At 55.7% G+C, this 14,089-nt stretch carries 10 protein-coding genes; 9 read left to right on the top strand and 1 reads right to left on the bottom strand.

Going from position 1 to position 14,089, the window contains the following annotated elements:
- The 8 genes from JW937_08135 to JW937_08170 all read left to right on the top strand — a co-directional run.
- Positions 1-236: PKD domain-containing protein (locus tag JW937_08135; GenBank protein MBN1587375.1), on the top strand; the 236-nt coding region annotated here is incomplete at its 5' end.
- A gap of 10 nt (positions 237-246) precedes the next feature.
- Entirely contained in the window at positions 247-2,094 is a 1,848-nt protein-coding gene (gene glmS, locus JW937_08140) for a glutamine--fructose-6-phosphate transaminase (isomerizing) (GenBank protein MBN1587376.1), read from the top strand.
- Positions 2,095-2,098: 4 nt separating this feature from the next.
- The gene (locus JW937_08145; protein MBN1587377.1) at positions 2,099-2,887 is read left to right on the top strand and encodes a DUF481 domain-containing protein; all 789 of its coding nucleotides are present in this window, start codon (positions 2,099-2,101) and stop codon (positions 2,885-2,887) included.
- Between the two features lie 218 nt (positions 2,888-3,105).
- Positions 3,106-4,590, top strand: coding sequence for an AmmeMemoRadiSam system protein B (gene amrB, locus JW937_08150; protein MBN1587378.1), 1,485 nt, complete (start codon positions 3,106-3,108; stop codon positions 4,588-4,590).
- Positions 4,591-4,618: 28 nt separating this feature from the next.
- On the top strand, positions 4,619-6,001 hold the full coding sequence (locus JW937_08155; GenBank protein MBN1587379.1) for a class II fumarate hydratase: 1,383 nt from the start codon (positions 4,619-4,621) through the stop codon (positions 5,999-6,001).
- Positions 6,002-6,012: 11 nt separating this feature from the next.
- On the top strand, positions 6,013-6,432 hold the full coding sequence (locus tag JW937_08160; GenBank protein MBN1587380.1) for a nucleotidyltransferase substrate binding protein: 420 nt from the start codon (positions 6,013-6,015) through the stop codon (positions 6,430-6,432).
- Positions 6,425-6,736 carry a nucleotidyltransferase domain-containing protein gene (locus JW937_08165; protein ID MBN1587381.1) on the top strand — a complete coding sequence of 104 codons (312 nt, stop codon included), beginning with the start codon at positions 6,425-6,427 and terminating at the stop codon, positions 6,734-6,736. Before JW937_08160 ends, JW937_08165 begins: the two co-directional genes overlap by 8 nt.
- Before the next feature lie 60 nt (positions 6,737-6,796).
- Positions 6,797-7,642, top strand: coding sequence for a DMT family transporter (locus JW937_08170; GenBank protein MBN1587382.1), 846 nt, complete (start codon positions 6,797-6,799; stop codon positions 7,640-7,642).
- 26 nt (positions 7,643-7,668) lie between these two features.
- Here the strand turns inward: JW937_08170 and JW937_08175 are convergent, their stop codons facing one another.
- Entirely contained in the window at positions 7,669-8,115 is a 447-nt protein-coding gene (locus JW937_08175; protein MBN1587383.1) for a hypothetical protein, read from the bottom strand.
- 486 nt (positions 8,116-8,601) lie between these two features.
- On the opposite strand from JW937_08175, the gene JW937_08180 reads away from it, so the two are divergent.
- Positions 8,602-13,902, top strand: a complete 5,301-nt coding sequence (locus tag JW937_08180; GenBank protein MBN1587384.1) for a hypothetical protein — start codon at positions 8,602-8,604, stop codon at positions 13,900-13,902.
- Positions 13,903-14,089: the final 187 nt, after the last annotated feature.

A 14,089-nucleotide genomic window follows, 5' to 3' on the forward strand; every position in this document is an offset into this window, starting at 1 on the left:
AATTTAACGCCAGTGCTTCGCGCGATGCGGACGGGGATGTGCTCAAGTATCACTGGGACTTTGGGGACGGGCAATCGGCATCTGGGCCGGTGGCCAAGCACACTTACAAGGGGCCGGGTGAGTACATGGTGCGTCTGCTGCTGGATGACGGCCGGGGGACCCATGGCTCTATCAGCGAAGCCAATGTCAAGGTGATGGTCAACGCCCCGCCGGTCGCGGTGATCGATATTCGATAGGCAAGAAATCATGTGCGGAATTATAGGACTCATTCAAGCTAGAGAAGATTCGGTCCCTGCAGTAATGCAGGGACTGAATTTTCTGGAGTACCGGGGTTATGACTCTGCCGGATTGGCGGTTGTCGACACTGAGGGGAAGATCTCCTGCATTAAGCAGGTGGGGAAGACGGATTTTCTCAGGAAGCGGTTGGAGGAGTCCCCGCTCGCAGGCCCTTTGGCGTTGGGCCATACGCGTTGGGCCACGCACGGGGAGCCTTCGGAGCTCAATGCACACCCCCATCTCAGCGGGGACGGGCGTATTGCCGTGGTGCACAACGGCATCATCGAAAACTACGCAACCCTGCGCGAGTGGCTCGAGGGCTGCGGCCATCAGTTCATTTCCCAGACCGACACCGAGGTTATCGCCCACCTGATCCAACAACATTATCGCGGTGATTTGGTTCATGCCGTGCAGGAGTCTCTCAACCTGGTGGAAGGCGCTTATGCCATTGCCGTGCTTTGCTCGGATCACCCCTGGCAATTGGTGGGTGCGCGCAGCGGGAGCCCTTTGGTGGTAGGCATCGGGGACAACGGGGGCTTCAGCCTGGCTTCGGATGAGGGGGCTCTGCAGCACTTGGCTTCGAAAGTGGTCCATCTTCCGGAAAACAGCATTGTGTTGCTGACGCCTACGGAATACAAGACCGTTTCTTTGGCCAATCAGGCGGTGCAGGCCGAGGTCCGGGAGATCAGTGTCCGGCTTCATGAGATTGACAAGGGTGGCTATCCGCATTTCATGTTGAAAGAGATATACGAGCAGCCGGATACCTTGCGCAACGCCTTGCGCGGGCGCATCCTGGAGGATGCGGGCACAGCGCGTCTGGGCGGTTTGGATCCGGTGATTGAGAATCTGGACCGGATTAAGAAATTTGTTTTAGTCGGATGCGGGAGCTCCTGGCATGCGGCGCTGATCGGCGAGTACATGCTCGAGAATATCGCGGGCATCGAGGTGGAAGTGGATTATGCTTCGGAGCTGCGCTACCGGCGGTTCACTGTGGATCCCAACATCACGGCCATGATGATTGTGAGCCAGTCCGGGGAGACCGCCGACACCTTGGAGGTTATGCGCATGGCCAAGCAGCACGGGATGCTCACCTTGGGTATGTGCAACACCCCGGGCAGCTCGGTCAGCCGCGAAACCGATGCCGGGATTCACTTGCGCGCAGGCCGCGAGATCGGCGTGGCTTCCACAAAAACCTTTACATCCCAGGTGATCACCTTTAGTCTACTGAGCTTGCTTCTGGCCCGGCGCAAAGGGGAGATGAACGAGGAGCACGGGCAGCGTTTTGTGCAGGCCTTGAAGCATTTGCCCGGGCAAGTGGAAAAGGCGCTCGAATCCAATGACTTGATGAAGCGCATTGTGCACGAGAACCAGGAATACACCAACGTTATTTTCCTGGGCCGCGGATATAATTTCCCGGTGGCGCTGGAAGGGGCGCTCAAGCTCAAAGAGATTGCGTATGTGCACGCGGAAGGCTATCCGGCAGCTGAGATGAAGCACGGGCCCATTGCCCTGATTTATTCGAAGATGCCGAGCATTGTGATCGGGACCCAGCCCGAAGACGTGCTCTATCAGAAGATGCTTTCCAATATAGAGGAAATTCGCAGCCGCAAGGGGCGGGTGTGCGCTATTGCCAGCCGGGAGGACAAGAACCTTGAGGCTCTGGCAGAGGAAGTCTGCTATGTGCCGGAGACATACGCGTCTCTGAGCCCCATAGTGAACGTGATACCCTTACAGCTTTTGGCCTATCATGCAGCTGTATTGCGCGGATGCGATGTGGACCGGCCGCGCAACCTGGCCAAGAGCGTAACCGTGGAGTAGAAAAATGAAGAAAGGTAGCATGCCGGTGCCAGGCACCGGTGCCTGGCACCAGTGCCTGGCACGTGTTCTTGTCGGGATTGCCGTGGTTGTGGTTAGTACTTTTGGACTCTCTGCGCGCGCAGCCCATGCCGAAGACTTTGACGACGGCGGATGGAAGGGCAAGATCAAGGCCGGTGTCAACTATACCGATGGCACGGCGACCGCAACCGATGCCATGCTGCACGCCAAGGGTGCTTACAGTTGGGACAAGACCAAGCTGACCCTTGAGGGGGAAGTGCGTTACGGCAAGTCCAAAGGGGAAACGAACACGGATTACAAGAAGGCCTCGGCGCGCTATGATTGGGAGATTTCAAGAATCTCGTATCTATTTACCAATGTAGGGTTAATGAATGACCGGATCAATAATATCGACTTGAGAACCACGGTGGGCATCGGTGCGGGGCATCATCTGATCGCTGAACCCAAGCAGACTCTGGACGTGGAATACGGTCTCGAGGGTTCAAGGGACCAGATCAAGGACGAGAAAGACACCACAGACCTCTTTGCCAGAATCGCCGGTATCTATCATCTCAAGCTTTCGGACAGCGCTGATTTTTCGGAGACCTTGGAGATCTTTCCCGGCTTGAGCGATTTGAATGAGACTCGGGGGCGTTCTGAGACGACCTTAACCACAAAGATCACCGAGCGTGTATCCACAGAACTTCGCTTGGTTGTGGACTACGATAACGAGCCCGCAGTTACGGCCGAGAATATTGAAACGCGGGTCGACGCGTCGATCGGGTATTTGTTCTAAGGGTTTAGAGCGTGCCCGGCCCCGCGTCCGAAGGGTGGCGAGCACCAGAGTCCGTCATTGCGAGCTGTAGACCTCGTCATTGCGAGCGAAGCGAAGCAATCTTTGTCCGGGACACAGATCCTTCGTTTTGCTCAGGATGACACTACGCGCATCTAGAGCTGTTGCGACAATCGATTCTTGCAATTCTAATCGGCACACTATTCTGGAGCTCCGCTGCCATGGCTGAGACGCGCACTCCTGCTGTGGCCGGGCAATTCTACCCGGCCGATCCCAAGGAACTGACACAAATGATTGAGGGCCTCCTGGAGGATGTGAGCCCGCCGCTCACACCCTCAGAAGCGATCCGCGCGGTGGTGGTTCCTCACGCGGGCTACGTCTATTCGGGCGCAGTGGCGGCGCACAGCTTTACGCCGTTTCGTGGCCAATCCATTGACACCGTTGTATTGATAGGACCCTCGCACCGGATTCCTGTGAACGGGGCAGCGGTGTATCCTTCCGGCGCTTTCCGGACGCCTTTAGGCGATGTGCCGGTTGACGCGGCCTTTTCCGCGCGGCTGACCGAACTTTCCGGTTGGATACGGGCGGACAAAATCCCTCACGGGCCCGAGCACAGTCTGGAAGTCCAGCTTCCTTTTTTGCAGCGGGCGCTCAAGGGCGATTTTAAAATCGTGGCTGTGGTCAGCAACTCGCTTCCGCCCCAAGGCACGCAGGATGTGGGGCGGGCCCTGGCGCGGGCTATTTCCGAATATACGGAAGCGGGCCAAAAGACCTTGCTTGTGATCTCGACCGACCTGACGCACTATCCCTCGGAGGCGGATGCGCATGAGGTGGACGGCGCGGCGCTTAAAGCCATTGAGACCGGCGATCCGGCCGAGGTCCGGCGCTGCATTGATCAGTGGATGTCCACCGGGACCAAGAATCTTGCTTGTGTGATGTGCGGGGACGATGCGCTTTTGGTGGGCATGACTGCGGCAAAGGAATTGGGGGCCACGGATATCCAAGTGCTCAAATACGCGACCTCTGCGGATTCGCCTCATGGCGAAGCGGACCGGGTCGTGGGATATGCGTCCATTGTATTTCAGGAAGCAGGGGGTACGGAGCAGGCAGGGGAGCCTGCGCTTTCCGCCTTGATCGATTTCCTCAAATCCCATCCGGAGACAGAGCGGAAGCTCTTGAACTTGGCGCGGGCCGCGGTGGCCTCCCAGGCCAAAGGCGCCAGGACTCCGCCTCCGGATCCGGAGCTGGCTCAGGAGTTAGGCCCGTTGGCACAAACCTTGGTGCCGGTGTTTGTGACGCTCCGAAAGCAAGGCCGCTTGCGCGGGTGTATCGGCACCAGGGAAGGCCACATGTCCCTTTTGGACGGGGTGTCGCACTATGCTGTGCTGTCATCCTGCAGGGATTCCCGCTTCAGGCCCGTGGAGGCCTCCGAGCTTTCGCAGCTGGATGTGGAACTCTCCATTCTTTCCGGCAGCGTACCGGTTGAAAGCGCAGATGAAATCGAGCCGGGCGTGCACGGCGTGCGTGTGCAATCCAAGGATGGCCGGCGCTCGGGCGTGTTCCTGCCCCAGGTGTGGGAAGAGACCGGGTGGGACATGGAGGAATTTATGTCGGAGCTCTGTTCGCAAAAGGCGGGACTGCCTCCGGATGCGTGGAAGCGCGGCCAAGTCGATTTGTTTGTTTTCGAAGTCTACAAAATTGAATAGTCTATCTGGGGACACAATAGGAGACCCGATGAAAACTGAATTCAGAATAGCCAAGGACTCTATGGGCGAGATGCAGATCCCGGCCCACATGCTTTACGGCGCCTCGACCCAGCGGGCGGTGTTGAACTTTCCTGTGAGCGGACTGCGGTTGCAGCGCGGTTTCTTGGAAGCCTTGGGCGCCGTTAAGGAAGCCTCAGCCGTGGTGAATCGCGGTCTGGGCAAGCTGGATGCCAAGCGCAGCGCCGCCATTGTGAAAGCCTGCCGCGCGGTGTCCAAGGGCGAGTACGACGAACACTTTGTGGTGGATGTGTTCCAGACCGGTTCCGGGACTTCCACCAATATGAATGCCAATGAGGTGATTGCCACCTTGGCAAGCAAAGCTTTGCCGGCCGCTTCCAAAGTGCATCCGAATGACCACGTGAACATGGGGCAGTCTTCCAATGACGTGATTCCCACGGCCATGCATGTGGCCGCCGTGGCGGAAATCAACAGGATGTTGTTGCCGGCCTTGGAAGGCTTGCACAAGAGTCTCAAGGCTAAATCCAAGGATTTCGCGAAGATCCTCAAGAGCGGGCGCACTCACTTACAGGATGCGACGCCAGTAACTCTGGGCCAGGAATTCGGCGGCCACGCGCGGCAGATCGAGCTGGGCATTGCGCGCGTCAAGGCGGTGTTGCCGCACTTGCGCGAGCTGGCTATCGGCGGAACCGCGGTGGGCACGGGCCTCAACACGCATCCGGATTTTGCCAAAGGGGTTTGCGGGGAGCTCTCCAAACGCTACAACGAAAAGTTTGTGGAAGCCAAGGATCACTTTGAGGCCCAGGCTGCCAAGGATGCCTATGTGGAGGCGAGCGGGGCGCTCAAGACTTTGGCCGTGTCGCTTACCAAAATCTGTAATGATATCCGCTGGCTCAGCTCCGGGCCGCGCACCGCCTTCGGCGAGACTTCTATCCCTGCCACGCAGCCGGGGTCTTCCATTATGCCGGGCAAGATCAATCCGGTCATGCCCGAGGCCGTGTTAATGGTGGCGGCGCAGGTGATCGGCAATGATCTGACGATCAGCCTGGGAGCGGCGTCCGGGAATTTCGAGCTCAATGTGATGATGCCGGTCATGGCTTACAACATGCTGCAATCCATTGAGTGTTTGGCGAATTCCGTGGCGCTTTTGGACAAGCGCTGCGTGCAAGGGCTCGTGGCGAATGAGGAGACTTGCCGCGGCACCTTGGAGAAGAATCTTTCTTCATGCACGGCGCTGGCGCCCGCAGTGGGCTATGATACGGCGGCCGCGCTTTCCAAAGAGGCCTTGGCCACGGGCAAGACCATCCGCGAAATCGCCAAAGAAAAGAAAGTTTTGCCGGACAAGGAGATCGACCGCATCCTCGATCCCTCCAAAATGCTGCGGCCGAGATAGGGGAGGCATTCATGCTGGATCTGAGTAGTCTGCAGAAAGCGTTGGCGACTTTGGACGAGACCATTCAAAGAGCCACTGACAGCTCCTTAATGGGGGGGTTGGACAAAGTCACTCAAAATGCCGTCAGGGCCGGGGTGATCCAGCATTTTGAATTTACTTATGAGCTCTGTTGGAAATTTATCCAGCGTTGGATTCGTTTAAACCGCACGCCGGAAGATGCCGAGCCGCGCGCTCGAAAGGAGTTGTTTCGATTGGCTGCCGAGTACGGATTGATTGAAGACCCAGTTCCTTGGTTTGATTACGCAGAGGCGCGGAATCTTACTTCACACACCTATGATGAAGTGAAAGCAGAACGGGTATATGAGGCTTCTCTTCGATTCTTGCCTGATGCCCGGTACTTGCTGGAAAAACTCGAGCAAAACAATGGCTAAGCTGGAGGACGGGCATCTCGCGGAGATCAAACGGATACTGACCTCTCTTGTGCCCGAATATGAAGTTCGTATTTATGGTTCCAGGGTGAACGGGAGCGCACGGTCCTATTCGGATGTGGATTTGGCCGTGAAGGGCGACGGCCCATTGAATGCGGGCGTCCTGGAGAAGCTGAAAGACAGCTTTGCCGCCTCAGACCTGCCTATGCGAGTGGATGTGCTCGATTGGCATGACACCTCAGAAGCCTTCCAAAAGATTATTTCCCAGAATTGCGAAGTGATTCAGGAAGCTAAGCTGTCATCCTGAATGGGTGGCGTTATTGTCCCCGCCATAACTTGTGGCGGAGGAATCTATTCGTAAGGAACTATGTCCTTGCCCGCGCGTAAGAAAGCCTTCGCCTATATGTTCGCCGGTTCCCTGAGCTTTGCGCTTATGGGAGCCTTGGCGCGCGTAGCCACACAGCGCCTTCCGTTTTTGGAGGTTGTGTTCTTTCGCAGCCTGATCGGCCTGCTGATGATTGTGCCGGTCATTCACTACAAAGGCCAGTCGTTTCGCGGTCGGCATCCGGTGTTTCTCACGCTGCGTTCCTTTGCGGGCTTCGCCGCTCTCTGCCTGTACTTCCTGGCGCTTTCCGGCCTGCCGCTGGGCTTGGCCGTGATGCTCAATTACACCTCGCCCATCTTTACGGTGATCCTCGCAGCTATTTTTCTGAAAGAGCGGCTGACTCTTCCGGTGGGAGCGGCCGTGCTGGCGGCTTTTGCGGGGATCGGGCTATTGCTCAAACCCGGCGGGGATTGGGCGGGCTGGCTGCCGTGGGTGGCTGTGGCCAGCGGTTTGCTTGCAGCCGTGGCCTATGTGACGATCCGCTATTTAGGACGATTTGAAAGCCCGGGCACCATTATTTTTTACTTCTGCCTCTTTGCCACTCTGGCGAGTCTGCCGATGATGCTGGTGGCCGGTTTTGTTCTGCCAGATACAGGGCAGTGCTTGCTCTTGCTGGGCATTGGAGTTGTGGGCACGGTGGGGCAGATGGGCATGACCACGGCCTATGCCTATGCCGATGCCGGGCGGGTGAGCACCTGGTCTTATATCACACCGTTGACTGCGTTTCTGATCGGCGCGGGGGTTTGGCGAGAAATTCCGGACCTGTGGTCCGCCTTGGGGTCGCTCCTCATCATCGGCAGCGCCGTTTACCTTCTCCGCCGCGATTGATTTGGTGTCAGGCACCGGGAGAAATCCTAATCCTCGCCGAGAGCTTCCAAGTCAGCCAGGTCCTTCTTCCGGCCAAGGGCGCGCTTGTTGGCGATGAACTGATCTCTCCCGAGAATGAAGAGCTTCAGGCCCCCACACTCAGCTTGGGTTTTGCTATTCCACGCTTCTTCCCAGGAAACTCCGGTGATTGAGGTAATGAGGTCAACACGGACAGGAGGAACGCCGAGTTGCACCACGGTGTCAGGCTTACTGAAATCATCTGCAGAGAGTCCCAATGAGCCGAATCCAAACGCCTCGAGCGCAGTCATCAGTCTGTGCGCATTTTCGGAGCTGGACTCCACAAGAAGGTCCAAATCCCCTGTAAATCGTGGATAGCCATGGTGTGCCAGCGCGTATCCACCGCAAACCAAATAGGATACATTATGAACGTTTAATAACTCGAGCAACTCTTTGAAGTCTGGATGAAGTTCCATGGTGCTGTGAGCGGAAGGTTTCAACGGCCTGCAGCCGTTCGCTGACGCTGCGGCTGAGCCAGTACTCCCGGTCCCTTTTTAAGGAGCTTTTGTCGTTAAGTACGAGCTTGGAAATGATTCGTCGAATCATAGAGCTAACGTACCATCTCTGGGAGTGTTATGCCAGCCATCGTTTGGATTTGGTGTCAGGCACCGGTGCCTGGCACCAGTGCCTGGCACCGGGAGTACGGCGAGGGGGGGCGAGCCTGTCGAAGGGACGCAACTAGCTGAAATAAAATAAATTGCAGAATTGTATGCCGATAGTAATATATTCGCAATTTCCGCCAAACTGCCCTTGACTTGGACACAGGTCAAGGATATACTTTATACATCATATTAATAAGGGTTGTCTAGCCCACGGAGAGGCGTCAATTCCTCCAAAGATATGCTAGATTATGTGACAGCAGAGTTTTCCACACCGAAGCACTCTACCAGAGAGGTCAAAACATGAGTCAGTTACGCCGCCTAACAGCGCTTTTTGTAGCGCAAGTGTTCCTGCTTTCCAATATGGGCCTTGGCATGGCAGCCCCGACAACGCCGGCCCCGGAATCCGTCCCCTACCAACCCAAATCCCAGAGCCTGAAATCCATAAACGACCTGGTCATTCCGTCCACGGTCGGCCGGATCACCCAGCTCATTGAGGGCACAGGGGACAAGACCATTATTCATGTACAAGATTTGCACACGCACGCCGAGGCCCAGCTCAACGAGTCGGCCATCATTAAGTATTTAGTGGAAGAGTACGGTGTGGATCTGGTGTGCTCGGAAGGCGCGGACGGCTTTGTTCACCCGGGAATCCTGGCGGCATTTCCCCCGGAGCAGGCGGACCGCGAGCGCATTGCGCGCGCTTTTGTGGACAGCGGCGAACTCACCGGCGAAGAATACCTCTCAATGACCTCTCATCCGGAAGTCCTCATTTGGGGTGTGGAAGACGCCCAGCTCTACTCGCAGCAGTTCAATACCTACCGTGAGATGCTGGGCCCCGAGTACGAGCAAGCCAAAGGCAGCATTGCCAAGTTGATCTCCGCGCTTTCCGACCTCAAGCCTGGGATCTACGGCAGCATGATGAGCGAGCTCGACTCCCGCGCCGCGCAGTTCCAGGCCGGCCGGCTCAGCATGGTGGATTTTGCGCGGCATATGCTGGATGTGGCTGGCTCCAACAGTGTCCTTACTCTGGGCGAGCGCAATCTGGAAGCCCTGGTCAAGGCCAATGACATGGAGGCTGAACTCGATTTCGGCGCGGCCGAGGCCAATGTGCGCGAGTGGGTCGCTTATCTTTCCGGGCAGTACAGCGCGGCGGGCGACAACGAGGCCGCAGCCGGACTCCTGGCCAAGGGCGCGGCCCTTCGCGAAGGCACGCTCCAGGCCTATGATTATTACAGCTATTTGGTAGACGAAGCCGCCGGCTACGCCACAGAAGAAGCCCCGGCCACCGAGCCCCTTTCCCAGCTCATTGCGTATCTGGATCTGTCTTCGCGCATTGATCCGGCCCAGCTCTTTCCGGAGCTGCGCAGCCTGCGCGACAAACTGGTTTCCAACCTGGCCACCTCCGAAGAGGCCGGGCTCCATAAACTGATTCAGAACGCCGCCACCATCCAAAACTTCTTCAACGTGCGCACCAATAACCGCGACCTGGAGGCTTACAACGCAGACCGCGCGGCATACCGCAGCAGCGCCTTCCGCAGTTTTCTGGTAAACCACGGACAGGTTGTGGGCGTGGACGAGCTTCTTGCCTGGGACAAGCACATGATGGATCTCGAGAAGTTTTACCAGACCGCGCACGACCGCGACGATGCCTTTTTGCGCAACGCTCTGGACATCATGGACCGCACGCAGAAGAAGACCGCCATCCTGGTGACCGGCGGTTTTCACACGCAGGGCATGGTCGAGGATCTCAAAGCCCAGGGAATCAACGTGGCCGTGATTGCCCCGAATATCACCAAGCCCCACGATCATGAGCGGTATCAGGCCATGATTAAAGGGGAGCGCGTGCCGCTGGAGCAGATCGCCGCGCAGATCGAAGCCGGCCGGGATGAGGGCATGCGGCTGGGGTTGGCTTTTGGACAGGCCTTACGGACAGCAAACTTGAATGATCCTCGTAATATTATTGGCACAGCCATTCAATTCTATATTGACGAACAGGGCGGCTCAGTCGCAGAACTGGAAGACACGCTTCTTCCTGCGCTTTTGGATGCGACGGAGGTGACCATAGACGGTCAAACAGTTCAGGCCCCTGGGTACATCCTGAATCTTCTCACACAGCAAAATCTCAGTGGCACGGTCGCTGATCAAGTCGTGCAATTTCTCCAAAATCCAGATGAGCAGCAAGAGATACTAAATTTCGCGAGGACGCTTGGCACCTCAGACGACGACATCGACACAGCGGGATATGTATTCCGTAATGACCCCCGGCTTTGGACTGGCTATCCAACAGATCGTTTAGCGGAATTTACACAGCAGTTCAAAACCGATATTTGGGATGCGGGCTTGGCCGAGGGCCTTGTTAGATTATTCTCCGAACTTAACTCCTTGAATCTCGAGGGCATTACAGTGGAGCTGGTGAATTCCATCCCCTACGACGGCAATCAGAACATCCAGCGCGTGGCAAAAACCGTTAGCACTCCCAGCGGGACCGTTATTCAATTTAATGCCCAGGCAGTTTTGGTGACTTCTCCTGATGGGCCTCGAGTAATGAATTGGCAAGAATTTACCCAGATGCAGCCTCGGGCATTGGTGGCAGCCGTGGATGAATTGATGCATGGACTGGATGTTGTTTCTCGCGCGGTGGAGAGAGATGCGGAGAATGTCAATGCAACTGACAGAGATGTTTACTCTGAAGCTAAGGCTATCTGGCTGCAATCAAATGCCTTGGCAGAAGGTGAAACTACTCAGCTGGCCCGGATTACAGATCTGCAGAATCCGCTGGTTGTCGATGGGGTCACACCGTTTCTTAATCCTGGGAATTGGACCTTATCCGAAGCATTGGAAGTAAATGCTGTGCTGGATCGGAATTTGCAAGCTCCGGCCGTATTGGAAGAGTTTCTGGTTTCGGACGAGATGGTCAATGCGCGTAACTTCGAAGAGGCTTACCCATATATCTTAACCTTCATGGCAAACGAGAACTCCCCGTATCCAAATCTTAGGGATCGTGCCGCGACAATGCTTGCTGAGCTTGGCGGTGCGGACGCCGCCCAAGCCCTTGCCCGCACTGCTGTGGACGGGGTAATCAATAACTTCCGCATTGCTTGGAACAGGCAAGAGATTCCTGTTGATGTCGTTGATGCCATTTTGGGTCGGCCTTTGAATAATCCTTCCCAGGCCCTCGCAACTTACACCAACGTGCTTGCTTCCAATATTTCCATAACGCAGGTAGGGGTCAGCTCCAACGATTATGTGGAGGCTGTTGCCGTCGCGGAAGGAATTACTGGAACTATTGATCAGAAGCGCCGGCAAGTTGCCGGGCTTATCGCCTCTCGATTTTTGCAGGATCATCAAAGCGGCCAAGGATTTCCCGCATTACAAGAACCGCTTATACTGGCCTCTATGGTACACACCGCCCGGCAGGCAGGTAGTGACAATGTATCCATGCCGGACGCAAACCAAGTGGCTAATTGGCTTTGGGGACTTGTCACAGGTCCGGTAAGGGCGGACGCCGCCCAAACCCGCCTGGCTCAGAAGCAGGTTGTAGACACAATGGTGGGTGAAAATCAACAGCGCTTGGGTGATCTCATTTGGGAAATCCTCTCGCGTTCTAACACCTCCGATTTAGTCGATTTCATACAGCAGCAGCAAGATGCAATGGATTTCGCGCAGCAGCCGGATAAAGTGGATGCAAAGGCAGTTGAGAGACTGCAAAGGGGACTTGATAGTGTTTCTGAGATATCACAGCGAGCTGAGGTGGTGCTCGACTGGATTGTCAACAATTTGAAAGCTTTTCCTTGGGTGTCTGTACCTGCTGCTCAGCTTCAACAAAAACAGATAGAAGGGTACCTCGAGAGTTTGCGGACCGGGGCTTTAAGGCAAGAACAAATAGACCCCATGCTGACTTATCGCAGTCTGGCATTCAATTTGGCCTACGTTACAGGTCTGGCGAACCTGCAACCTGCGGCCAGCACGACAGCAAGGAGAGCTGACGTAAAGGTTGCAAGAGATACGGAAAGGGTCCTCAGTAAGCTACAGAATGTCGGTTTTGGTCTGTGGGGTGGGAATCTCTATGCTTATAATGTTAACGTACAAGATGAGCCTGGTGCCGAGCTAGATGTCAAAATGGGTGAAGGTTGGGGATCCATAGCCACTTTGAATCAGGGGACCTTGACGCTTTCTTCTAAGGCTGTGGAGGCGGAATACGGAGAGCTGCTCGCAGCAGCCGTGGCTAGTGCTGTGTCGTTGAACACGCCTGTTGATCCTAATTTCCAGTCATTTGGAGGAACAGAATTCCAAGCAATGGATAGCGCTGCCATAACGGTTTCCTATGCGATACCAAACGTTGATCTTGAATTGGCAGAGGCGCTGGCTTGCAAGGTGAGAGAGATCCTGTGGTTGGTGAATGCTCTGAGCACAGGGGTGTTGGATGCGACACTGTTCAGGGAACAACTCTACACCTGGCACGGAATCCCGACGGAGGATAGTGCGGCGGAGGTTTATGAAAACAATCCCGTCGTGAACTATTGTGCTATGTTGCAGCGTATCGGTGAAATGGAAACACCTGGAAACCGAGCAGCGGCAGCTAGGAGCTACCTAGCTGCCGAACTCAGTCTTGCGCGTGCAGAGATACGGGAAGTTGCTCAGCAGGCTGTTCTGACTGAAGTTGCTATTGAAGAGCAATCGAGGCAAAAACAGCAGGAACGGGATGGCCAGGGGGGTGGGGTGTATCAGCTTGTTGGGTTGGGGCAGCCTCGACCGTCTCTTGGAAGCCAACAAGAAATTGGCCTCGCTTTGACTCAGCGCAGCATGGCGAATATGGATCTCGCCATTGGGATTCCCGCAGATGGAGCCACACGTTCCATCGTTCACTTTGGAGTGGACCATATTGGGCCGGTGTTGGAGCAGATAGCTGAAGAGAATCAGCTTACCAGAGCTCAGGTTATGAGCTCGGTGCGCGATGCTCTGGAAGGTAAAACTGCAGAGCAGGCTGTGGCAGCGCTTCTTGAACAGGACTTGGGACCCTTAGCTCGTATGGTGGAAGACCTAGCTACCTTTAGCGCACAGAGTCCTCTGAATGCGAACAGGACCTTTGTGTTAGATTTGGTGGCCCATGACAGTGTGCAGCAGGATGCGTTGGACTTTTTGAAAGAGCTTGCAGCTGCAGTGGGAGTGGATACTCAAGTTCCTATAGATTTGCAGGGTTACAGCCACATCCATTTCTATGGAAATGAGGCACTTAATGATAACTTCTGGCTGGCTGAGCAACTGCAGGGGAACGAGGGTCTGGTGTTGGGTATTCCGGATGTAAGCTCAGAGGGTATGAATGCCCAAACTGCATATGCCTTTGGTTTGGGTGAGGCTATTGAGCTGGCACGTAACTTGGCTGGGACTGGAGCTCAGACAGTCGGAGATCTGCTAGGAAATGATGCCGCCCGATCTCTGTTGGAACAATGGGGAGTGGATGTGAACCAGTTCCCGGATGCTTCTACACCGCTTGCTCAGGTGATCCTCTACTTGGCAATACCGCAGATTGACTTTGAAATTTCTATGGAGAGCGTGGCTCAAGAGGTTCATGCAGCAGCCATCATCGCACGGCAGGTGTAATGAGGGCCGAGTTACGGAACGAAGTGACGTAACTCGAAGCCCGAATTACATCCTGAGCGAAGCGAAGGATCTTTTTCCGGCAAAGACCGCCGCGCCCTTTGGGCTCGCGGTGACGAATTGAGCGAAGGGTCATTGCGGGACATAGATTGCTTCCGTCGCTTCGCTCCCTCGCAATGACGGAAACGCT

The organism is Candidatus Omnitrophota bacterium (assembly GCA_016929445.1).
In the GTDB taxonomy this organism is placed as follows: Bacteria; Omnitrophota; Gorgyraeia; order JAFGIU01; family JAFGIU01; genus JAFGIU01.

Bases quoted from the DNA above. Each gene is read 5' to 3' on its own strand.
- JW937_08170 (MBN1587382.1), top strand. From the start codon at position 6,797: ATGTCCTTGCCCGCGCGTAAGAAAGCCTTCGCCTATATGTTCGCCGGT.
- JW937_08155 (MBN1587379.1), top strand. From the start codon at position 4,619: ATGAAAACTGAATTCAGAATAGCCAAGGACTCTATGGGCGAGATGCAG.
- JW937_08180 (MBN1587384.1), top strand. From the start codon at position 8,602: ATGAGTCAGTTACGCCGCCTAACAGCGCTTTTTGTAGCGCAAGTGTTC.
- glmS (MBN1587376.1), top strand. From the start codon at position 247: ATGTGCGGAATTATAGGACTCATTCAAGCTAGAGAAGATTCGGTCCCT.
- JW937_08160 (MBN1587380.1), top strand. From the start codon at position 6,013: ATGCTGGATCTGAGTAGTCTGCAGAAAGCGTTGGCGACTTTGGACGAG.
- JW937_08175 (MBN1587383.1), bottom strand. From the start codon at position 8,115: ATGGAACTTCATCCAGACTTCAAAGAGTTGCTCGAGTTATTAAACGTT.
- JW937_08145 (MBN1587377.1), top strand. From the start codon at position 2,099: ATGAAGAAAGGTAGCATGCCGGTGCCAGGCACCGGTGCCTGGCACCAG.
- amrB (MBN1587378.1), top strand. From the start codon at position 3,106: ATGGCTGAGACGCGCACTCCTGCTGTGGCCGGGCAATTCTACCCGGCC.
- JW937_08165 (MBN1587381.1), top strand. From the start codon at position 6,425: ATGGCTAAGCTGGAGGACGGGCATCTCGCGGAGATCAAACGGATACTG.